21 protein-coding genes and 1 tRNA gene are annotated in these 22,223 nt (G+C 39.6%); 20 read left to right on the forward strand and 2 right to left on the reverse strand.

Annotated features, from left to right (window positions below; translation table 11 throughout):
- The first annotated feature begins 51 nt into the window (after nucleotides 1-51).
- From ACKGJO_RS00080 to ACKGJO_RS00110, 7 genes are read left to right on the forward strand one after another with little or no spacing between them, the layout of a single operon-like run.
- Nucleotides 52-1,038: a DUF6418 domain-containing protein gene (locus tag ACKGJO_RS00080; RefSeq protein ID WP_411321356.1), complete on the forward strand. Its 987-nt coding sequence runs from the start codon at nucleotides 52-54 to the stop codon at nucleotides 1,036-1,038.
- Nucleotides 1,019-2,389 carry a hypothetical protein gene (locus ACKGJO_RS00085; RefSeq protein ID WP_411321357.1) on the forward strand — a complete coding sequence of 457 codons (1,371 nt, stop codon included), beginning with the start codon at nucleotides 1,019-1,021 and terminating at the stop codon, nucleotides 2,387-2,389. The genes ACKGJO_RS00080 and ACKGJO_RS00085 overlap by 20 nt, the downstream gene beginning before the upstream one ends.
- Complete coding sequence (locus ACKGJO_RS00090) at nucleotides 2,382-3,263, forward strand: sulfotransferase family protein (protein ID WP_411321358.1); 882 nt, start codon at nucleotides 2,382-2,384, stop codon at nucleotides 3,261-3,263. The genes ACKGJO_RS00085 and ACKGJO_RS00090 overlap by 8 nt, the downstream gene beginning before the upstream one ends.
- A gap of 4 nt (nucleotides 3,264-3,267) precedes the next feature.
- Nucleotides 3,268-4,386 (forward strand): glycosyltransferase family 4 protein, encoded by a 1,119-nt coding sequence (locus ACKGJO_RS00095; RefSeq protein ID WP_411321359.1) that lies wholly within the window; start codon nucleotides 3,268-3,270, stop codon nucleotides 4,384-4,386.
- 1 nt (nucleotide 4,387) lies between these two features.
- Entirely contained in the window at nucleotides 4,388-5,512 is a 1,125-nt protein-coding gene (locus tag ACKGJO_RS00100; protein ID WP_411321360.1) for a DUF1972 domain-containing protein, read from the forward strand.
- Nucleotides 5,502-6,410, forward strand: a complete 909-nt coding sequence (locus tag ACKGJO_RS00105) for a sulfotransferase family protein (RefSeq protein WP_411321361.1) — start codon at nucleotides 5,502-5,504, stop codon at nucleotides 6,408-6,410. The genes ACKGJO_RS00100 and ACKGJO_RS00105 overlap by 11 nt, the downstream gene beginning before the upstream one ends.
- Nucleotides 6,411-6,414: 4 nt before the next feature.
- Nucleotides 6,415-7,401, forward strand: a complete 987-nt coding sequence (locus tag ACKGJO_RS00110) for a GNAT family N-acetyltransferase (RefSeq protein WP_411321362.1) — start codon at nucleotides 6,415-6,417, stop codon at nucleotides 7,399-7,401.
- A 14-nt stretch (nucleotides 7,402-7,415) separates the two neighbouring features.
- Here ACKGJO_RS00110 and ACKGJO_RS00115 read toward each other — a convergent pair.
- A tRNA-Gly gene (locus ACKGJO_RS00115) sits at nucleotides 7,416-7,486 on the reverse strand.
- A gap of 366 nt (nucleotides 7,487-7,852) precedes the next feature.
- On the opposite strand from ACKGJO_RS00115, the gene ACKGJO_RS00120 reads away from it, so the two are divergent.
- The 9 genes from ACKGJO_RS00120 to ACKGJO_RS00160 all read left to right on the forward strand — a co-directional run bounded on the left by ACKGJO_RS00120 (nucleotide 7,853) and on the right by ACKGJO_RS00160 (nucleotide 18,586).
- Entirely contained in the window at nucleotides 7,853-8,674 is an 822-nt protein-coding gene (locus tag ACKGJO_RS00120; protein WP_411321363.1) for a polysaccharide deacetylase family protein, read from the forward strand.
- A gap of 87 nt (nucleotides 8,675-8,761) precedes the next feature.
- The gene (locus ACKGJO_RS00125) at nucleotides 8,762-9,940 is read left to right on the forward strand and encodes a glycosyltransferase family 4 protein (RefSeq protein ID WP_411321364.1); all 1,179 of its coding nucleotides are present in this window, start codon (nucleotides 8,762-8,764) and stop codon (nucleotides 9,938-9,940) included.
- Nucleotides 9,941-11,484: 1,544 nt separating this feature from the next.
- On the forward strand, nucleotides 11,485-12,660 hold the full coding sequence (locus ACKGJO_RS00130; RefSeq protein ID WP_411321365.1) for a nucleotide sugar dehydrogenase: 1,176 nt from the start codon (nucleotides 11,485-11,487) through the stop codon (nucleotides 12,658-12,660).
- A gap of 774 nt (nucleotides 12,661-13,434) precedes the next feature.
- Nucleotides 13,435-13,638, forward strand: a complete 204-nt coding sequence (locus ACKGJO_RS00135; RefSeq protein ID WP_411321366.1) for a hypothetical protein — start codon at nucleotides 13,435-13,437, stop codon at nucleotides 13,636-13,638.
- On the forward strand, nucleotides 13,611-13,913 hold the full coding sequence (locus ACKGJO_RS00140) for a hypothetical protein (protein ID WP_411321367.1): 303 nt from the start codon (nucleotides 13,611-13,613) through the stop codon (nucleotides 13,911-13,913). The genes ACKGJO_RS00135 and ACKGJO_RS00140 overlap by 28 nt, the downstream gene beginning before the upstream one ends.
- Nucleotides 13,914-13,970: 57 nt before the next feature.
- The gene (locus ACKGJO_RS00145) at nucleotides 13,971-14,201 is read left to right on the forward strand and encodes a DUF433 domain-containing protein (RefSeq protein ID WP_411321368.1); all 231 of its coding nucleotides are present in this window, start codon (nucleotides 13,971-13,973) and stop codon (nucleotides 14,199-14,201) included.
- Nucleotides 14,198-14,566, forward strand: coding sequence for a DUF5615 family PIN-like protein (locus tag ACKGJO_RS00150; protein WP_411321369.1), 369 nt, complete (start codon nucleotides 14,198-14,200; stop codon nucleotides 14,564-14,566). Before ACKGJO_RS00145 ends, ACKGJO_RS00150 begins: the two co-directional genes overlap by 4 nt.
- A 672-nt stretch (nucleotides 14,567-15,238) precedes the next feature.
- On the forward strand, nucleotides 15,239-15,811 hold the full coding sequence (locus ACKGJO_RS00155; RefSeq protein ID WP_411321370.1) for an outer membrane protein: 573 nt from the start codon (nucleotides 15,239-15,241) through the stop codon (nucleotides 15,809-15,811).
- Nucleotides 15,812-16,333: 522 nt separating this feature from the next.
- The gene (locus ACKGJO_RS00160) at nucleotides 16,334-18,586 is read left to right on the forward strand and encodes a RelA/SpoT family protein (RefSeq protein ID WP_411321371.1); all 2,253 of its coding nucleotides are present in this window, start codon (nucleotides 16,334-16,336) and stop codon (nucleotides 18,584-18,586) included.
- 143 nt (nucleotides 18,587-18,729) lie between these two features.
- Here ACKGJO_RS00160 and ACKGJO_RS00165 read toward each other — a convergent pair whose 3' ends face one another.
- Entirely contained in the window at nucleotides 18,730-19,233 is a 504-nt protein-coding gene (locus ACKGJO_RS00165) for a hypothetical protein (RefSeq protein WP_411321372.1), read from the reverse strand.
- Between the two features lie 190 nt (nucleotides 19,234-19,423).
- Between ACKGJO_RS00165 and ACKGJO_RS00170 the strand changes: the two genes are divergently transcribed.
- The 4 genes from ACKGJO_RS00170 to fmt are packed head-to-tail and all read left to right on the forward strand — an operon-like array spanning nucleotide 19,424 to nucleotide 21,673.
- Nucleotides 19,424-19,747, forward strand: a complete 324-nt coding sequence (locus tag ACKGJO_RS00170) for an HU family DNA-binding protein (protein WP_103664591.1) — start codon at nucleotides 19,424-19,426, stop codon at nucleotides 19,745-19,747.
- Nucleotides 19,748-19,761: 14 nt separating this feature from the next.
- Nucleotides 19,762-20,184: a Holliday junction resolvase RuvX gene (ruvX, locus tag ACKGJO_RS00175; protein WP_411321373.1), complete on the forward strand. Its 423-nt coding sequence runs from the start codon at nucleotides 19,762-19,764 to the stop codon at nucleotides 20,182-20,184.
- 6 nt (nucleotides 20,185-20,190) lie between these two features.
- On the forward strand, nucleotides 20,191-20,751 hold the full coding sequence (gene def / locus ACKGJO_RS00180) for a peptide deformylase (RefSeq protein ID WP_411321374.1): 561 nt from the start codon (nucleotides 20,191-20,193) through the stop codon (nucleotides 20,749-20,751).
- A 4-nt stretch (nucleotides 20,752-20,755) separates the two neighbouring features.
- The gene (fmt, locus tag ACKGJO_RS00185; RefSeq protein WP_411321375.1) at nucleotides 20,756-21,673 is read left to right on the forward strand and encodes a methionyl-tRNA formyltransferase; all 918 of its coding nucleotides are present in this window, start codon (nucleotides 20,756-20,758) and stop codon (nucleotides 21,671-21,673) included.
- Nucleotides 21,674-22,223 lie beyond the last annotated feature (550 nt).

The raw sequence follows: 22,223 nt of genomic DNA on the forward strand, positions 1-22,223 counted from the left end.
TATCGAAAGGATAATAAGGCAATTAATATTAGGCATACTATATCACCTGTCTTGAAAAATATACTTGTTTTTTTTCTTGTCTTTTATGTTATGTATTTATACTTGGTAATAATTAGAGACGGTATTCCTGTATTTAACCAGTTAGAGAGGTCAAAGTTCGCATTAAATTACAGTGGTACACTAGCTGGACTCTTATATAAATATAAAACGTTTATCGCCTTACTTTTAGGTATTAGCTATAAGATCAATAACAGCTCAAAAAGAACAATAAGTCTTGGGCTTATTGTCGCATATCTCATTTACTTATTCTTAACTGGAAATAAGTTTTCAAGTATATTTTATAGCACAATATTGATTTTAATACCCAATGTTCATTTAATAATATTTTTATATAAAAATTATAAAGTAAAGGATAATATAAATCAAATTATAATTATATTACTAATATTATTAATAACAATATATATATTTTTTAACCATATATTTACCTACTATTCATTTCTAGGAAGCAATTTAGATATATTAAATGAATACTTAATACCTAGATTTTTTGCATCTCAAAGTGAAGTTTGGTGGTCATCATGGAATGACTTTTATACTGGAAGAATTGATAGCTACAATCAATTACTAGTTGAAATAAAGAATTTTTTATTTGGTGGAGATCCAAATCAGATTGGTATGTCATTTTTAATGTTAGAGCATGGTCATAATGCTTTAGAGTATATCAACTCAGGAAGGGTTTACACAGGTGGGTATCCTGCAATTTTACTATACATGATGCCACTGATATTAGGTTTTTTATTGCAAATACCACTCGCTTTAATATTTGGAGTTATAATCCGCTATTTTATCAAATGCATATATAAAGTTTATTTATTTCGTTTATGGCTAATATTCGATTTATTAAGTGGGTTTCAAAGTATGTATTTAATGGGTGATATAAGTAGTTTACTTTCAAAAAGGAAATTGGCTATTCTTATCTTGTTGATTATAATTGAATTTTATTTTGTAAAAAGATATGGAAAAAAAGATAACTAATATTTGTTTTATTGATAATGGATTTAAGACGTCATTTTATCAAGAAGTTGCTCGAGAAATAAATAGTATTACAAATATATTTTGGATTGTAGTAACATTAGAAAAATATAATGAATTAGTAAGTATTTATTCTAAAGAAAATGTGCTTCTGATTAATAATGAAATAAATGAAAGCAAAGAATTAGTTGAACTTAAGTATTTTGAAATAATTAGAAATGATAGGCATTTTAAGTTTAATGAAAATGATTCATTGATATACCTCAAAAGCATACAAGAGCCCGTATTTAATTTTATTAAAAAAAATAGTATAAGTCATGTATTCGGTGAGCTTACCCATGGTTATGAATTAGTAATATATCTTCTGATCAAAATTAAATTTAGAGGTCATTGCAGATATTTGAATCCTCATACAATAAGAATACCTGACAACCGATTTGCTTTTTTTAGTGATTTAAAACAAAGTAAATTCTATTCTAATAAACATAATAAAAAGTATGACGAAGTTTTTATTAAGAGTTTATTTTCAATAAAGAAACCAGATTATTTCTATAGAAATAATCTAAAAATTAAAGAGCAAAAAAGAATCTTAACAAGATTAGCCAGGATTAAAAGATTTTTCACCTCGGAAAACATCCAAAAAGACAATCCTCGAATGATCAAAATTAAGAATATAGTAGATAGAATCAGAAGACCAATTACTGAAGAAATTAATAGATTTGCTTATAATTTTATAAAAACTAACTCTATGAATGATCTGAAGGGAAAAGAATATTTTTATTATCCACTTCATAAGCAACCCGAGGCTTCCATTGATGTTTTAGGCGTTTATTATAATAATCAATTAGAGTTAGTTAAAAGTATTGTTCAACTTCTTCCTATTAATCACTTCTTAGTAGTAAAAGAGCATCCAAATGCAATAGGAGATAGGGGATTTCGCTTTTATAGGAATTTAAAAAATGATCCCCGTATTATTTTTGTAAATGAGAAATGTGATTCACATGAAATTATTAAATATTCCGATGTTGTCTTTACTGTGTCAGGCACAGTAGCATATGAAGCTGCTTTGATGGGTGTAGAATCATTTACTTTCTCAGAAACTTTTTTTAATAAATTAAAGCATTGCCATAAGGTTTCGTACGAAGATTTTAGAAATCATTATAATTTCAATCATTTTTTAAAAAAGTTTAAAAAAATGAATGAAAATAAAATGAATATTTATGAATTTGGAAATTATATTTTGAATAATTCATTTAATGGAAATATAAGCGATCCAGTTACGAATTATGATTCTATCTCGAAAGATAATATTGAAAACGTAAGCAAAGCCTTTTTGGAAATTATCCATGATTGAAGAAAAGAAACCAAACTTATTTATCGTTGGTGCTCCTAAGGCAGGTACAACTTCATTATACAATTACTTGGAGGAACATCCAGAAGTGTTCATGTGTGATCTAAAAGAGACTAATTATTTTTCATATAAAGAGATAAAGAATCAAGATCTTTTTTATAATGAAGAAAAAGTAAACAACATTGATGATTATTTGGCCTTGTTTAAATCTATAAAACAAGAAAAAATCATAGGTGAAGCGAGTGTTTCCTATCTCTTTTATGAAGATGTTCCAGGTAGATTATTTGATTTTAATTCTCAGTCTAAGATAATTATTGTGTTACGAAATCCCATTGACCGAGGTTTTTCACATTATTTAATGGATTCGAGACTGGGATTAGTAGATCATAGCTATGATGATATTGTTGATAAGAATATAGAAGACAAAAGAGGTGAATTATATTATCAACAATATGTTGAACTCGGGCTATATCATAATCAAGTTAAACGGTACCTTGATATTTTTGGTCATGAACAAGTAAAAATAATTTTATTTGAGGAGTTGGTTGATGACATAGCAATAGTTGTGAAGGATTTATTTCGATTTCTTGAGGTAGATTCTAATTTCGAACCACAGTTAAGTAAAAAATACAATACGTTTAAAGAACCAAAGAATAAATTGATAGATACCTTATATAAAATTAAAAGTATTCGAAAATCATTGAGTTCTTTCTTGCCAGAAACAATGAAAAGTTTATTGTTAAGTTCTGTATTTGAAAAAGGACAGAAACCTCGATTACAGGTAAACACAAAAGATAAACTAATCTCTATTTATAGAGATGATGTAATAAGTTTGGAAAAACTACTTAATAAAGACTTAAAAGATTGGTACGAATAGTTTTATGAAGGTCGCAATAATCGAACCAGTTGGTGGTCACGGGGGTATGGATTATTATGATTATGGTCTTAGTTATGGTTTAGGTCAAAATGATTGTGATGTTGACTATTATACCTGTTCAAAGACCAAGAAAAGACATTATAAGAATGTTACAACTAAATTATCTTTCGGAGAAATTTGGACTAAAGGAAAACTTGGTAAAGGCTTTAAGTTCTTCTACGGTTATATTTTATCATTCTTAAGTGCAAAATTAAGGAAGAAGGATCTAGTACATTTGCATTTTTTTGATCTAAGTTTCTTGAATGTATCTGTATTATTTCTTGCAAAGATTATTTTTCAACACACTGTTGTTATTACCTTTCACGATGTGAATTCATTTAAAAGTTCTGCTACGGGTTTAAACTTAAAAAAAGTTTTTGCATGGATGGACAAAATTATTGTCCACAATGAGTTCAGCAAAAAGGAACTTTTAAGTAAAGGAGTAGAAGTACATAAAGTTGAAATTATTCCTCATGGAAACTATTTGCTTTTTGTTAATGAGCTCGACTACACAAATATAGAAGATGACAATAACCTTGAACTTCTTTTTTTTGGGCAAATCAAAGAAGTAAAAGGATTGGACTTATTACTAGAAGCTATGGTTAAGGTCACTCAAAAAACTCATCAAGTACATCTTACGATAGCAGGACGTCCCTGGCACGATGATCCTTCAGTTTATAATACTATTATTGAAAAACACAAGTTGGAAAACTTTGTTACTACAGAATATCGCTTCATACCAGATGAAGAGGTAGAAGATTATTTTAAGAAAGCAGACTTAGTTGTCCTTCCTTACAAAAGGATCTACCAAAGTGGTGTACTATTGCTATCTATGAGTTATGGCAGGCCTGTTCTATCTTCAAATTTACCGGCTTTTACTGAAATAATCGAGGAGGGTGAAACGGGCTTCATTTTTGAAAGTGAAAATACTCAAAGTTTAATAGATAAAATTTTAAAATTGGAGAAGAGAAAAGAAGACCTTATAAAGGTTAGAAACAAAGCAAGCAAAAAAATAAAAACCGATTTTGATTGGGTAGAAATCGGAAGAAAAACAAAGAAACTTTATTCAAGCATTAATTATTAGAATGAAAATTGCATTTATAGGATCAAGAGGTATACCTGCTCAATATGGTGGTTTCGAAACATTTGTTGAAGAAGTTGCTGATGGTCTTGCTAAATACCCGGAAGTTGAAGTAACAGTTGTTTGTGATAAGTTTCAGAGGGAAAATTTTTCCAAGAGTGATTACAAGGGGATTAAACTTTTGTATTCAAAGTACTCTAAGGCTGAAACTCCAAATTTATATTATTGGGATTCGATTAAAAAAGTAATGAATGATGTTGATATTATCTATTCATGTGGTGTTGGAGGGGCTTTTACTTCATGGATACCTAGAGTTAAAGGAGTAAAGTTTGTAACAAATCCTGATGGTATGGGGTGGTGGAGAAGTAAATGGTCTTTTACCACTAAAATTGCTTTGTATACTATGTTCTGGCTGTCAACAAAGACAAGCGAGTATTTTGTAAATGATTCTAGAGAGATCATGAATGAAATGAAGCAAAATTTTAATCGTAAGAAAAGAAGTACATTTATTGAGTATGGGGCTCATGAAAATATTTTTCTCGAAAATGATAATAATGTTTTAAGTGAACATTTAGAGAAATACAATATAAAATCAAATCAATATCATTTAGTTGTAAGCCGCCTTGAGCCGGAGAATAATGTACATATAATAGTTGAGGGTTATCTTAAAACCAATCATAGATACCCGTTAATAATTGTCGGAAATTTGCAGGATACTGAGTATGTAAAAAGCTTACAAGCTATGGCAATTAATAATAGCAAGATAAAATTTGTTGGAGGTATTTATGATAGAGAAACACTTCAAGCAATTCGGTATGCTTCGTTAACTTATTTGCATGGGCATTCGGTTGGGGGCACCAATCCCTCTCTTTTGGAGGCTTTGGCATCTAAGAATCTCTGTATATGTCATGACAATCCATTTAATCGTGAAGTGACTGATAACAATTCACTTTATTTTTCTGACTCTTATGACGTTTCAAATCATTTGAAAGAGGTTGAGGGAACTGCCAACGATGATAAATGGAGAATGATTAGACAAAAAGGTTATGAACGTATTCAGGATTATTATAATTGGCCTTCAATCATAAAAAGATACTATAAATATTTTAAGGAACTTCATGAAAGCTAATACAGAAAATGTATTACCTAATTTCTTAATTGTCGGAGCCTCAAAGTGTGGTACAACGGCTCTATACTATTATTTAAAACAGCACCCAGAGATAGGCTTTCCAGATCTAAAAGAACCAAAGTATTTTAGTTCTAAGTTTTTGACATTTCCTCATAATGGTCCGGGAGATACCACTGTTGACAAATACGCAGTTCGAGATTTTGAAACATATACAGATTTATTCTCTGATTTAGATAATTATAAAAAAATTGGTGAAGCCAGTCCGGACTACATTTACTACCATCAAAAAACAGTAGATGAAATAAAAAGGAAGTTAGGTGATATTCCTATAATTATTATCCTTAGAAATCCTGTTCATAGAGCATTTTCAGCCTATAAATATTTAGTGAGGGATAGTCGAGAAAAGCGATCATTTAGGGAGGCACTGAATTTAGAGGAAGAAAGGCTTCAGGATAATTGGGATTTTATTTGGGCCTATAAAAAAGCTGGAGAGTACTACAGTCAGGTGAAATCTTTTAGAGATAATTTCACAAATGTAAAAATCATCATACAGGAAAAGATGATTAAAGATACCGACAAGAATGTTAGGGAAACGTTGAAGTTTTTGGATCTGGATGAGAATGTACAGTTAAATACGGGCATTAAGTATAATGAATCAGGACGGCCAAATAATATACTGGCTAAATTTTTATTGAGTAGAAACAATAAAGTGTCTGCAAGAATACGAGAAATAATGAAGAGTATAATACCAAGAACAATTTTGGAAAAAGTAGCAAGTAAGAGTTTGTCTTCTATGAAAATAAACTTTAAAGATGAAAAATATCTTCAAACATATTTCAAAGAGGAAAATGAAAAATTGTTTGACTTATTAGGCTATCGAATTGAGGAATGGGATTAAAGAAATGAACTTAAAGCGAGTAGAATCAAAAAGTGATTATGAGAATTGGAATAATTTTATTAGCTCTAATGCAGAGTTCGCCACTATAGCTAATAATCCGAGTTTAGTAGATATATTAAAAAGAATTTATGGGTGGGAAGGAGTTAATTATTTCATTCAAAATGATGGAAACAATATTGGTTCAATAAACCTTGTTGAAATATCTAATAAATTGGTCTCAATGCCGCACTTTTCATATGGCGGCTTTACAATTGCAAATAATCAAGAAACCAATAAGCGTGAAATATTCAAAGAATTAGAAAATACGTTAGATAGAAAAATAGAAATTAGGGATTTTATTAGGCTTTCAGAGCATGCTAATGTTGATAAGATAACATCCTATAAATCTTTGATACCGGATGTTGATAAACAACTCATGGAGTTAAGTTCCAACCAAAGAAGAAAAGTAAGAAAGAGTTATAAAAATGGATTGAAGATTAAAATAGGAAAAGAATATTTTGATGGCTTTTATGATATCTATTGTAGCAATATGCATGATCTAGGTTCTCCTCCACTTTCAAAGAATTTTTTTAATACCATTCTGGAAAATTATAAATACGGTAATGCAGAAATTTTTTGCTCTGAATATCAGGGTAAAATTGTTGGTGGAGGATTTCTACTTGGATATCAAAAATTTTTTGAGAATTGTTGGTTCTCAACTTTGGGGGAGTATAATAATCTTTATACAAGTTTATTTATATACTGGGAAATGATAAAATATTCAATTGAAAACGAGGCTGAAATATTTTCATTCGGAAGAAGTACCAAAAATAGTCCTTTGCACAAATTTAAAAGTCATTGGGGTACGGAAGACAAACAGCTCTATTTTAACTATAGTTACGATAAAAATTTAAACGTAAAAAATTTTGAAATCTTAGGTAAGGTTTGGTCTAAATTACCAAGAAGTTTTGTTGATAAAGTAGGTCCTTATTTTGCTGGAAAAATATATTAAGAAAAGATGAAAAGAGCGGAGGGCAGGATTCGCACCTGCAACTTTCAATCTGGAAGATTGACGCTCTACATTGAGCTACCCCCGCTTTTGAAAGCTCAAAACTAATACTTAATGCTTAACAATTCAAACTATATAACAGATAAAATTTGAAGCACTATCATACGACATCAAAGTATGGTTGTGGGTATCCCTGTGTTAATTTGAAATGTAGAGTAACTAATTGTTGGTGAGTTAACAGAGCCGTAAAATCTAGGGAACATTTTAAGGTATTTGATGTTTAATTCAGCCTCGTTGGATTTTAACACTCCCCCTATTCGCCTTTAGTTGCTTATTCGTTCCAGACGGAATTATAATTCAGGTGCATTGTATCGAAACAAGTAATCCAACGATAATATTTGTATAATCTAACCGAATCAAGCTCGGCTAATCTCTCACAATCAAAAGGTATTAAGTGAAACACGCCCTATCCTTCGACATAGAAGACTGGTTCCACATCGTTGATATTCCTGTTTTGGAGGATATATCAACATGGGATATGCGCCCGACCATTGTGGAAGAAAAAACAGACATGATTCTGGCTATGTTGGATGAGTTTGAGACCAAAGCGACTTTTTTTGTTTTGGGCTGGGTGGCCAATAAATACCCAAATATCGCAAAGAAGGTAGTAGCAGCCGGCCATGAGTTGGGTACTCATTCTTATTGGCATCGAAAGGTGTATGAGTTAAGTCCAGATGAATTCCATAAAGATCTAAAACAGTCTATGGATGTTTTACAGGATCAGACCGGAGTAAAAGTAAAAGGCTTTCGGGCCCCCTCCTTTTCCATTACTCCCGGTGCCGAGTGGGCCTTTGATGTCATAAAAGATCTGGGTCTGGAGTATGATGCAAGTCTGTTTCCCGCAAGGCGAGGGCATGGTGGGTATCCTTGTCAGCAACCGGCTCATGAGATCAAAACCACTAACGGCTATTTACCTGAGTTGCCAATGAGCATCAGCTCGTTTGGGCCTGCAAAGATACCCTTCAGTGGTGGCGGTTACATGCGAGCTCTCCCATTGTGGGCAATCAAAAGAGGATTCCGATCATTCGAGAAAAAGGGCATACCCGTTGTTGTCTATCTTCATCCAAGAGACTTCGCTTCCGATCAGCCGGTCGTAAAAATGCCTTTACACCGAAAATTCAAATCTTACACAGGCTTGTCCACCACTGAAGGCAAACTCAGAGCGCTGTTACAGGCGTTTGATTTCACTACTTGTGAAGAGATTATTGGTTTATAATTACATAGAATACATTACTATTACTTTTATTTAAATAAAAAGCCTATATTTTCATATCAAAGAAAAGAGCAGACTTGTAGGGTTTACATGGATACAGTATTGATACAGATATTGGCGGGTACAGTAATAACCTTTTTTATAGCATATCTAACGATCCCCATTTTGAGGAAGGTTGCCTATAAAACAGATCTTTATGATAAGCCTGATAACGACCGAAAACTGCATACCCGCTATGTGCCTTCGTTAGGAGGCGTAGCTATCTTTTTAGCTTTTTTTGTGGGTCTTTCAGTCAGCGGCATGGCTGATCACATTACAGGATATCCCTATCTTGCTGCCGGGTTGCTGCTGCTTTTCTTCACCGGCCTAAAAGATGATATTGTCGATCTCTCCGCCAAAACAAAATTAGGCGTTGAGCTGTTGGTAGCGGCTTTTCTGATATTTGGCTGCGGGGTTTATATCGATAATTTCTATGGGGTATTCGGAATATATGAGATCCCATTCTGGCTGTCTATCGCTGTTTCTACATTTACCATGATCGTTGTTATGAATTCTTATAACCTGATCGACGGTATCGACGGTCTTGCAGGCGGAGTCGGCCTCATTGCTTCTGTATTTTTTGGCTGGGGATTTTTGATAGCAGGTGAGCTTGCCATGGCAACGCTGTCATTGATGCTGTGTTCTGCTCTGGCGGCCTTTATGATCTATAACTTCAATCCTGCTTCCATTTTTATGGGAGATACAGGCTCTCTGGTTGTGGGACTTCTGCTTTCTGTGTTAGCCATCAATTTTGTAGGCCTGAATGGAAATGAATCTTTTATTGCCACATTTGGGAGCATTTCACCGATCTTGCCGGTAGCTATCTTATCCATTCCACTTTTTGACACCCTGACGGTATTCTATAAACGCGTTAGCCGCGGCAACTCCCCTTTTGACCCCGGTCAGGATCATATTCATCACAGCATACTCAAAGCCGGTTTTGGTCATAAAAGCACTGCTTTCATGCTATATGGCGCAAATATCGGCATTGTCCTATTCACACTGACTCTGGGTTATTTTGCCATCGATATTAACCTGATATTTGCTTCCACGGTTATAATCATGTTTGTACTGCTTCCCACAAACGGCTTTAAGAGAAAATATTTAAGAAAGATCGGGTTAATTCCCGAACGTTTAGATATTGAGTCCCTTCAGTACTCTGCTCCCACAAAAACAGATAACAAAAGTTCAGAAGGCCAAACCAATAGCAAGGCAAAGGCAGGCGTCTGAGCAACGAATGCTTGACATCTTGTATTCACGGTTTATTAGGTATTGCTTTATAAAGCCGGGGAATTGAATATCGAATATCCAACAAGGAACATCCAATATTGAAGTGGTTTAATGATAAGCATCATAATTACCTGAACCGGTGAAGTCTTCCGGTTCACAATCGAAGGGTTTACAAATAATGCAATCTGCAATGTGATACACTTTATTAACCCTTCACTGATGTGGGCATCCAAGCCTGAAGAGAATGTCAGCGCTTATGATGTAAGATCAGAACCTATATTTTTATTACAAACCCTTCGAAATTCATTATTCCTTGTTCAATATTCCATCGGATGTCTCCCTTTGAAGGGAGAGACTAAAATCAGTTCACTGATTTTACCGTGGGATGTCAGTGGCTTGCGTCGCGAACCGATCCTGTTCCACCACCGCACAAGCGAGGCGCTTGCGCTAGTTGCGAGGGATGTGAGTGCCAATATAAAGCAACCAAGCCAAATCCAACCCCGTACATCCACCGCCCGGCTTCGCATTCGCTCAGCCCGACACCTCCTTCGAAGGAGGAATTCCCGGGGTTGTATTGTATTCCTGAGCCTTTTGCTGTAGTTGTTGAATTAGAAGCTGAGGCTTTCGGAACGGCATTGCAAAGTAAAGACCTTGGTAAGGAGCCCCCGTCTACGGTCCTCCGTCATCGGTCCTCAATAAACAACGAAGCAATCTCTCTGTAACCACCACCCAAGTCATCCCGGTCAAGCCGAAGCGAATGCGGAGGCCCAGAACCGGGATCTCCCTGAATTGATTTCCCAAATCCAATAAGACTTGCCTATTCATACCCGGTTGCTCGTATTAGCTACCCCTCTTTGTTTCTCCCCTTACACAGGGGAGAAGACGTAGGAGCCAGTAATGGTTGGGATATAATAACAGTGGCATGAGTGGCAACCTTTTTTGAGCCAAATAAAGCCACGAATTCAGACCAAGGCAGGGGAAAATCTCCCTTTGAAGGGAGAGGCTAAAATCAGTTCACTGATTTTACCGTGGGATGTGAGTGGCTTGCGTCGCGAACCGATCCTGTTCCACCACCGCACAAGCGAGACGCTTGCGCTAGTTGCGAGGGGTGTTAGTGCCAATATAAGGCAACCAAGCCAAATCCGACCCCATACATCCACCGCCAGGCTTCGCATTCGCTCAGCCCGACACCTCCTTCAAAGGAGAAATTTCCGGTGCTCTATTATACGGCTAAGTCATGCATTGAGTTCAATATTGAATGTTCTATCCCCCTTGAACCTTGCACCTAAAACCTTGAACCTAATTCAAACCCCGTACATCCACCGCCAAGCTTCGCATTCGCTCAGCCCGGCACCTCCTTCGAAGGAGGAATTTCCGGTGCTCTATTATGCGATTAAGTCATGCATTGAGTTAAATATTGAATGTTGAATGTTCTATCCCCCTTGAACCTTGCGCCTAAAATCTTGAACCTAATTCAAACTCAAAACTATTAATTCCTTATCTTTAAAATCCTTCAAAATCAAAAAATATAGCAAGACAGTAATATGAAAATAGCCGTAGCCGGAACAGGATATGTCGGACTTTCACTTTCCGTTCTTTTAGCGCAACACCATGAGGTGGTTGCCCTCGATATTGTGGAAGAAAAAGTGAATATGATCAATGAGAGAACGTCGCCTATTGCCGATCCTGAGATCGAGGACTTTATGAAGAACAGGGATGATCTGAACCTGAAGGCTACCCTTGACAAGCGTGAGGCTTATGAAGGAGCCGAGTTTGTGATCATAGGCACGCCCACGAACTATGATTCTGAGACCAATGAATTTGACACGCGATCGGTGGAGTCGGTTATCAGGGATGTGATGGAGATCAATGCGGATGCTGTGATGGTTATCAAATCAACCGTTCCGGTGGGATATGTAAACAGTGCCAAAGAGAAATTCGGAACCGAAAACCTGATATTTTCGCCTGAATTCCTGAGGGAAGGCAAGGCCCTGCATGATAATTTATACCCATCCCGCATTGTAGTGGGTGAACGATCCGAGCGTGCCAAGACCTTTGCTGCTCTATTGGAAGAGGGAGCCGCTGACGATGCCGGTGACATTCAGATCCTATTTACTGACAGTACGGAGGCCGAGGCCATTAAGTTGTTTTCAAACACTTATCTGGCTATGCGGGTCGCCTATTTCAACGAGTTGGATACCTACTGCGAGACACATGGTCTGAGTACAGAACAGGTTGTGAGGGGCGTGGGGCTCGATCCCAGGATCGGAGATCATTATAACAATCCATCGTTCGGCTATGGTGGTTACTGTCTGCCGAAAGATACCAAACAGCTGCTGGCTAACTTCGAGGATGTGCCCAATAACCTTATCAAAGCCATTGTGGATGCCAACACTACCCGAAAAGATTTTGTGGCACGGCAGGTTTGGAAGAACGATCCAAAGGTGGTTGGTATATACAGATTGGTGATGAAACAGGGTTCGGATAATTTCCGTGAAAGTGCCATTCAGGGCATCATGAAGCGTATCAAAGCCAAGGGGATCGAGGTGGTGGTGTATGAACCTTATCTGAAGCAGGACGAATTCTACCACTCCCGTGTGATCCGTGACCTGGATGAATTCAAGGATATCTCCGAAGTGATCGTAGCCAACCGCATGGTGGATGAGATCCGGGATGTGAAGGATAAGGTGTATACCCGGGATCTGTTTGGGAATAATTGATCTTTTGGACCGAAGACGGTGGACCGAGGACCGGGGAATTGAACATCGAACATTCAACATTGAATGTTGAAGTTCACCCTTCGGATAATTTGATAATTTGAGCACCGCTCAAAACCCGGTCTACGGTCTTCGGTCCTCCGTCAACTACGGATAATCTCCCTTTGAAGGGAGAGGCTAAAATCAGTTCACTGATTTTACCGAGGGATGTTAGTGGTTGATTAATGGTAACAGTGCCAAATCAAACCCCCTACATCCACCGCCCGGCTTCACATGCGTTCAGCTAGGCACCTCCTTCAAAGGAGGAATTCCCGGGGTCGTTTTATATTTCTTACACTTTCGTTGTTTTAGTTCTTGAAAAAGGAATAGTCAACCAAACCTGAATCAAGCACTATCCATCACCCGGGCATTCGCCCAAATGATGGATTATTGCCACATAACTCACCAAAGAGTTCCCTTACCCTGCGGCGGTGGATTTTGTTTACATAGCTATTTCGATGTGCCGGAGGGCAAGGGACAGGGATTGGGTTATGAATACCGGCAACCAAACCTGATCGAGCCCCGCACATCCACCGCCAGGCTTCACATTCGCTCAGCCCGGCACCTCCTTCAAAGGAGGAATTTCCGGTGTTGTTTCATACTTCTGAGTTCTTTGCTGTTAATGTTACTCTTCCTATCTAAGTACTTAGATAGTGTATGTGTCTTCGATAATATTCCTTAAATAAGCAGTCAAAATTTGTAGAACATATGCCAATTGGATATTTCATTAAATGAATAATGATCAATGAAGAGGTTTTAATTGTCATGAAAGGAAAAGAGTTAAAAGACAAATTTTCGGAGAACCGTTTTACATCTTCAGATACCTTGTCGGAAAGTGAATTCAGGAAGGGAATCAAAAAGGCAGAAAAAGGTCCTTTTTATACGGTTCAGGAATCAATGACAGAATTTGAATCGTGGTTAAAAAAGAGAAAAGAGAAGTAACTGTTTCAGAACAGTTTACTGAAGATCTAAAGTCGGTGTATGAGTACGGAGAAGAGATTTTCGGTGCAGCCTCTGCTAAAAGTTTTGTGTCGGAAATTTACAGTAAAATTTGGAGCCTGGATCAAACCTGGGCTCACCATCCGGAATGCCGGCATCTGCCAACCAAGCCAATACTAACCCCGTACATCCTCCGTCAGGCTTCCCATTCGGTCAGCCCGACACCTCCTTCAAAGGAGGAATTCTCCATATCGGTTTTATTCATGACCCATAGTTAGCTAAATAATCACAAATCAAATATATTACATGAGCATATTTTGACTAACACATACGTCATGGAAAACTTTGACCGGATAAAATTTGATCCCAACGTGATGGGTGGAAAGCCAACCATAAGGGGAATTCGGGTTACTGTTGGGGCAATTGTAGGTTTGGTGGCCTCAGGTTATACAACCCAAAAAATATTGAAAATGTACCCATATCTCGAAAAAGAGGATGTAAAACAGGCACTTCAATACGCAGCATGGCGGGCAGATGAACTTGAGCAGCCTTTAGACACGGTATGAAAATACTGATCGATATGAAGTTAACCCCAATATGGGTGGTTACTTTTCAGGATAATGGCTATGAGGCAGTGCATTGGACATCAATAGGAAAGCCTACAGCTTCAGATCGTGAAATTATGGAATATGCACTTCAGAATGAATTCGTAGTGTTTACTCATGATTTGGATTTCGGGGATATTTTGGCTGCAACAGGAGCCAACGGACCAAGTGTTATCCAGATAAGAACTGATGACACTACTCCTGACGCTATAGGAAGTATATTATTAAAGGCTCTGAGTCAATTTGAAGCACGTTTGGAAAATGGAGCGTTGATTACACTTACACCTGCCAAGATGAGAGCCCGGATTTTACCTCTGAGAAGGTAAAAGAAAGATTTCCTTGCAAAGAGGAAATCTCGTATCAGCACAGAGGCTCCAGTCTGAAAGAAGAACCTCCCTAAATCTAATCCCCAAGTAGAATCCAAATCATCCATCACCCCGTTCTCATTTTGTAAAGCCAGTAAACAGATGCCGGCTGAACGGAATGATGGATTAGGGACTTTAAAAGCACCTCCATCATTCGGCTCACTTTAATTTGGTTCCGAGGTTTATTTCTAAAAGAGCCGGGTGATGGAAATCTGGATTGCCGATCATTCCTTTTAACCTCGGAATATACACATCGCTACAAGCGAGACGTTTGCGCTAGTTGCGAGGGATGTGAGTGCCAGTATAAGGCAACCAAGCCTAATCCACCCCGCACATCCACCGCCCGGCTTCACATGCGTTCAGCCCGGCACCTCCTTCGAAGGAGGAATTTCCGGTGTTTTATTATATTCCTGAGCCTTCTGCTGTAGTAGTTGTTGAATTAAAAATTGAGGCCTCCGGAACAAAGACCCCGGTCTACGGTCCTCCTCCTCGGTCAAAACTCACAAACTTGCACCTTGCACCTAACACCTAAAACCTAAAACCTAAAACCTTGCACCTAACGCCTATCTGCCACTCAAAACTATCCCAACTCTTTTGTAACTTTAGGCAACCATAAAAAAACGGAGAGTTCCTATGAAGAAAATATTACCCCTGATCGTTATCATCACAGCCTTGTTTTCAGCAAGTACCTTTGCACAATTTGAGATCGGAGCCTCGTATGAGTTACGTGAGGAAGATCCCAAGAACGGATTTGGCATCCGCATTCAAAAAGGTATTCTGCAGCAGCTGCCTATCGTGAATCTTGGAATACGAGTACACGGCAGTTATTTCAGTGATGAAAACGATGTTTCGCGCGATGGTATCACCTATTCTGAAGACCTGACCAACTATGAATTGGGAGTGTCTGCTATAGGTGGCGTTTCACTCGGACTTTTAGAGCCCTACGTAGGCCTTGGTTTGGGAACCAATAATTATGATCAGGTTGTAACGGACGTTCAAAATGATCCTAATAATTTGAGTCCTGAAACCGGTGATGAAAGCAGTTTGTTCTGGAATATGATGGCCGGTGCCAAAGTATCCATCCTGCCAATGATAAAACCATTTGTTGAATACCGCTACACTTCCTATGATCTGGAAAATCCGAACCTGGAGGATGTAAAAGAAAGCAGTGGCATTATTGCTTTCGGTGTGTCTATCAGTTTCTAATTGACGGAATACGTGATCATTAAGCGGATGTGAATGTCACGTCCGCTTTTTTTGTATGGAATTACATAATTTAGTGATACGCAAAAGGTGGACTAAAAAGGGTTGCCAACCAAATAGAGTTGTCATCCTGATCCGCCGGCTGGTGGAGAAGGGTCTTCAAAGCTAGTATTATTTTTGATGCTGATAATCAACTGAGACTCTTCGCGTTAACATGAAGTGATCGTTATTATAGAGTAGGCGCTCAGAGTGACAACGGTTATTCTGGCTGCCATCCTGAGCGCGTATAAAGTTTTATGAGGCTTTAGGTAGATCGCGAGGGACTGTGTCCGACTACCGGCGTGATCTCAAAGCTTAAGTCAATTTTGTAGTTTATCATCAAGTGAGATTCTTTGCCTTCAGTTTTATAAAACAGTCAGAAATAAAAGCGCGAAGGATAAAAAGTTCAGCTTATTTCATTGACTTCACTTCACATAATGATTTAAACCAACTTAATACCTACTTTTAACGGTAGAAAAATAGTATATGAGCCGAGTTGCTTCCATAGATAAATATGATCTTGAGGGTTATACCCTCGATAACGTTCAGGCTGATGACCTTCAGAACCTGATCGAGGTGTGTCAGGAGCACATTCAGGATGTGGATGCGGAGGCTATCACCAAAGCGTTTAAACTCTGTTATCTTTCTCACAAGGAAACGACCCGCGCTTCCGGTGAACCGTATTATTATCACCCGGTGGAAGTAGCCAAGATCGTGGCAAGTGAGATCAATATTGATGATGTTTCTGTCATCGCTTCGTTGCTGCACGATACGGTTGAAGATACCGATGTGAACCTGGACGACATCCGTTACTGGTTCGGGGAAGAAGTGGCGGTCATCATTGACGGGGTGACCAAGATCACGGGCGTTTTTAAGAGTCGCGACAGCAAGCAGGCCGAGGCTTTTATGAAGCTGCTGCTGACCATGGCGGAGGATATACGCGTGGTGCTTATCAAATTTGCGGATCGCCTGCATAATATGCGGACGATTCAGCATCTGAAGCGCGATAAGCAGGTTAAGATCGCGTCTGAAACCATGGACCTATACGCCCCGCTGGCTCACCGCTTCGGCTTATTCCGGATCAAGAATGAACTGGAGGATCTCTGTTTCAAGACCATCGATCCGACTTCCTACAAATTCGTGGCACGCAAGCTTCGGGAGAAAAAAGAGGACAGGGAAGAGTTCATCAATGAATTCATGGAGCCGATCAAGAATGAGCTCGGCAAGATGAAGCTGAATTTTGAGATCAAGGGCCGGCCGAAGCATATCTTTTCCATCTACCGAAAGATGCAGCGGCAGCAAAAGCCGTTCGAGGAGATCTATGACCTGTTTGCCATTCGTATCATCCTGGAGGATCCGCACACCAAAGAAGATTGCTGGAGGGTATATTCCATTATCACGGACTGGTACACCCCGATCCCTGAACGCTTCCGGGATTTCATTTCGGTTCCCAAAGCCAACGGATATCAGTCGCTGCATACCACGGTGATCACCAACAGAGGCCGTAAGGTGGAGGTGCAGATCCGTACCCGCCGCATGGATGACATTGCCGAAAAAGGCCTGGCGGCCCACTGGAAATATAAGGAAGGTGCTCAGCAGGGGTCAGATACCCTCGATAAATTTGTGAGCTGGGTCCGGGATGTCCTGGATAACCCACGTCCTGATGCCGCAACCGATTTCGTGAAAGATTTTCAGCTGAACCTGTATAAGGATGAGATCTATGTGTTTACTCCGAATGGGGAGTTGAAGACCCTGCCCAGAAATGCTACACCTATCGATTTTGCCTTTGAGATCCACAGTGAGATCGGTGAGCGCGCCATGGCGGCTAAGGTGAACGGCAAGATGGTCCCGCTGCGGCAAAAACTTCACAATGGGGATCAGGTGGAGATCATTACCGGGAACAAGATCAACCTGAATCCGGATTGGATAGATGATGTGGTAACGCATAAGGCGAAGTCGCGCATCCGGCAGTTCATCAAGCAGAAGCAGCGGAAAGTGGCTGAAGAAGGCCGCGAGATCTGGGATAAGCGGGCCAAAAAAGGAAGCATTGAGATCTCTGAACAAGAGCTGAATAAATTTGCCAAGCGATTCAATTTTGAATCCACACAGGAGCTTTTCTTTGATATTGGATCCGGTGTTTTTGAGGTCAAGGATCTGTATAAAGCCGTCAAGAACTATAAAAGCACCGGTCGGCATGACGATTCTGAGTCTGATGAGTCAGAGAGCAAACAGGTTACAGAAGAGGAGATACAGGATAAATACTTGAGTGAGGCGCGGTCCTATGGAGATGGTAAATCACTGTATATCAATGGTGAGCTGAGTAATATCAAGTACTCCTATGCCAATTGCTGTAACCCCATTCCCGGTGATGATGTGATCGGCTTTATCAGCCGAACCGGCGATATCAAGATCCATCGTGCTATGTGTAATAATGCACAGCATTTGCTGAAGACAGAGGCCGAACGCATCGTGGATGTCAGCTGGGCTAAGAATCTGGATACCAAATTCCTGGGTGCCATCAAGGTCATCGGTGGTGATCGGGTGGGTATGATCAATGATATCACGGACGTGTTGTCGAAAGCACTGGAAACGAATATGAAAAGTATCAACGTAAGCAGTGACAGCGGCATGTTCGAGGGCATCATCACCTTGTATGTGGATGGTATCGATCATCTGGAACGCATCATGAAGCGCCTGGAGAAGATCGAAGGCGTGAAGAACGTGCTGCGGTATGAGTAGTATTGATTGACCGAAGACCGAAGACGGTGGACGGGAATATCGAACATTCAGCATTCAACATTGAGTTTTGAAGTTCACCTTAGGTTGATTTGATAATTTGAGCATCGCTCAAAACCCGGTCTCCGGTCTTCCGTCCTCGGTCCTTAATAAAAAAAACGAAGCAATCTGCCTAAATTGACCACCCAAGTCATCCCGGACAAGACGAAAAGAAGTGGAGTCGCCGATCCGGGATCTCCCTGAATTGAGCTCCCAAGCAGTTCAGGGAGATTGCCACGGCTCTTGCTTCGCAGAGAGCCTCGCAATGACCTGCCTTTGGTGTATGATGCAGCAAATCCTGTAAACTCCGGTTCAAAATTACATCGAATAAAGCTGAGGATGTGTCCGGTCTTCGGTCCTCCTTCGAAGGAGGATTTTTTGAATATCGAATATCCAACAAGGAACATCCAATATTGAAGTTGTTTAATGATAAGCATCATAATTACCTGAACCGGTGAAGTCTTCCGGTTCACAAGCGAAGGGTTTACAAATAATGTAATCTGCAATGAGATACACTTTATTAACCCTTCGCGGATACGGGCAACTAAGCGTGAAGAGATTGTCAGCTGACACCCCGGTCCACGGTCCTCCGTCATCGGTCTGATCTGCATAACACTGTTAAGTTAAGACTATAGTTTATAATGCAGTTAGGGTAGATTTTTAATCAACTTATCTTTACAATGATCAATATTTATTCGTGTTAGCTAAAAAGTACTAACAAAAGTACGTATGCGAATAGTAGGAAGGACAAAAAATACATTGCGATCGTAAAGGTTAGCAGAAAAACTAAATAATAATACTATGATGACATACACAAAACGAGATGTAGTACGTCGGGTGGCAGAATCTATGGATGAACCCATGATTCAGGCAGAGCCATGGGTCGATGCCGTAATTGTAGCTTTAAGAGAGATCATGATGTCGGCAGATACGGAATGTCGTATCGAGATACGTGATTTTGGCGTGTTTGAAGTGAAGGAGACCAAGGCAAAACCAAAAGCGCGTAATCCAAAGACAAACGAGGTGATCTACGTACCGGCTCACCGAAAAACACATTTCAAGCCCAGTAAACTGATGAAGAAGTTTTTGCGTCAGCCTCTTGAAGATGTTAAAGACAAGAAATAAGACTTATTGATTCTTTGCAGGATTATGCCCGCCTTATTGGAATTGACGTTGGTAAAAAGCGCATCGGAATTGCTCAAACCGATCTGCTGCAAACCATTGCAAGTCCGGTTGGAACATTTTCTCCGGAAAATGTATTTACAGAGATCGGGAATATTGTTAAACAAGCACCTGTAAAAAAGTTTGTGATCGGCTGGCCTTTGTCTCTCAGCGGAGATGAAGGCTCGGCTACGCAAATGGTTGAAAAGTTTATCAGGAAGCTGGAAAAAAAATTTCCTGATATTGAAATTATTAAAATTGATGAACGTTACACCTCATCCCGTGCCCGAGATATCATGTTAGAGGTCGGAGTGCCAAAAAAGAAAAGGCAAGAAAAGGGACGCGTTGACCGTATTGCTGCGGCTATCATCTTACAAAATTATCTAGATACGAATTCATAATACATCATGCCCATACTACCTATTGTAACCTACAATGACCCTGTTTTACTGAAAAAAGCTGAGGAAATTGAAGAAGACAGTCCTGAACTACAAACACTGATCGATAACATGCTTGAGACCATGTACAATGCCGATGGCGTTGGGTTGGCGGCTCCGCAGATCGGTCGCTCTTTAAAATTATTTGTGATGGATACCGACGCTATGATCGAGGAAGGAGAAGTTCCTTACGGTCCCATGGTATTCATCAATCCGCTTATCCTTGAAAAACGCGGAAATAAAGTACCTCTGGAAGAGGGGTGCCTGAGTATTCCGGATGTGAATGATAAGGTCTTTCGTCCGGAAACCGTTGTGATTGAGTTCTTTGACCGTGATTTCAATAAGCACCGCTTGGAAGCGGGTGGGTGGACCTCACGCGTGATCCAGCACGAATACGATCACCTTGAAGGAACCCTTTTCATAGACTATCTAAGTACGTTCAAGAAACGGCTTCACAAAAAAGAACTGGAAGAGATCGATTCAGGGAATAAGAAAATCAAATATCCTGTAGTCCCGAAAAAGGAAGATTAGAGCAATGGATATCGTTTTTATGGGTTCGCCGGAGTTTGCGGTTCCCAGTTTAGAGAAGATTCATCAGTCTGAAGAGCATACCATAAAAGCTGTGGTGAGCAACGTCGATAAGCGACGAGGCCGCGGTTCAAAGACCTCACCCACCCCCGTAAAAGCCAAAGCCCTGGAATTGCGTCTCCCGGTCATAGAAGTGGAAGACCTAAGTTCACCTGAATTTGCAGAGGAGCTGAAGGCATTGAAGGCCGATCTTTTTGTGGTTGTGGCTTTCAGGATCCTTCCAGATCATATACTTGAGATCCCTGAGATAGGTTCGGTGAATCTTCATGCTTCTTTGCTTCCGAAATACAGGGGCGCGGCTCCTATTCACTGGGCCATCATGAACGGTGAAAAAGAAACCGGCTGCACGATCTTCTTTCTGGATGAAAAGGTGGATACCGGTAATATCCTTCTTCAGAAAAGCACAGAGATCGGACAGAACGAGACAACCGGAGAATTGTATGGCAGATTGCGGGATATGGGCAGCGAGCTGATCCTCGAGGCCCTCGATCTGATCGATTCCGGGGAGTACGAATTGAAGCCTCAGGATCATCAAAAAGCGACGCCGGCTCCCAAATTATTCAAAGAGGATTGTCATGTCGATTTTAACCGGCCTGCTATCGAAGTTCATAATAAGATCAGGGGATTAAGTCCTTTCCCAACAGCATGGGCCTCATTGAACGGCGATAAATTCAATATGTACGCCTCTGAGGTCGGTCCGGATCTGGATCTGAAGCCCGGAGAACTTACCGAACACGATGAGAAGCTGTTGGCAGGGTGTGAAACCGGGACGGTAGTCCTTAAAGAAGTGCAACTCCCCGGCACTAAGAGAAAGACGGGGCAGGAGTTTATTCATGGGCATTTAGCTGAGGGGATGCTTAGGTAATGTTTAGTTTTGAGTGATTAGTTTTGAGTTTTGAGTGGGATAGAATTGAAGACCGGGAGGCGAATTAAATATCGAATATCCAACAAGGAACATCCAATATTGAAGTTGTTTAATGATAAGCATCATAATTACCTGAACCGGTGAAGTCTTCCGGTTCACAAGCGAAGGGTTTACAAATAATGTAATCTGCAATGTGATACACTTTATTAACCCTTCGCTGATGCGGGCAACCAAGCGTGAAGAGAATGTCAGCGCTTATGTTGTAAGATCAGAACCTATATTTTTATTACAAACCCTTCGAAATTCATTATTCGTTATTCCTTGTTCAATATTCCATCGGATGTCTCCCTTTGAAGGGAGAGGCTAAAATCAGTGAACTGATTTTACCGAGGGATGTCAGTGTATGAATAAGGGCAACTAAGCCAACGAACCCCCGTACATCCACCGCCAGACTTCGCATTCGCTCAGCCCGGCACCTCCTTCGAAGGAGGAATTCCCGGTGTTGTATTGAATTCCTAAGTCTTTTGCTGTAGTAGTAGTGGAACTAGAA

The organism is Gracilimonas qinghaiensis (assembly GCF_046602855.1).
Lineage (GTDB): Bacteria > Bacteroidota > Rhodothermia > Balneolales > Balneolaceae > Gracilimonas.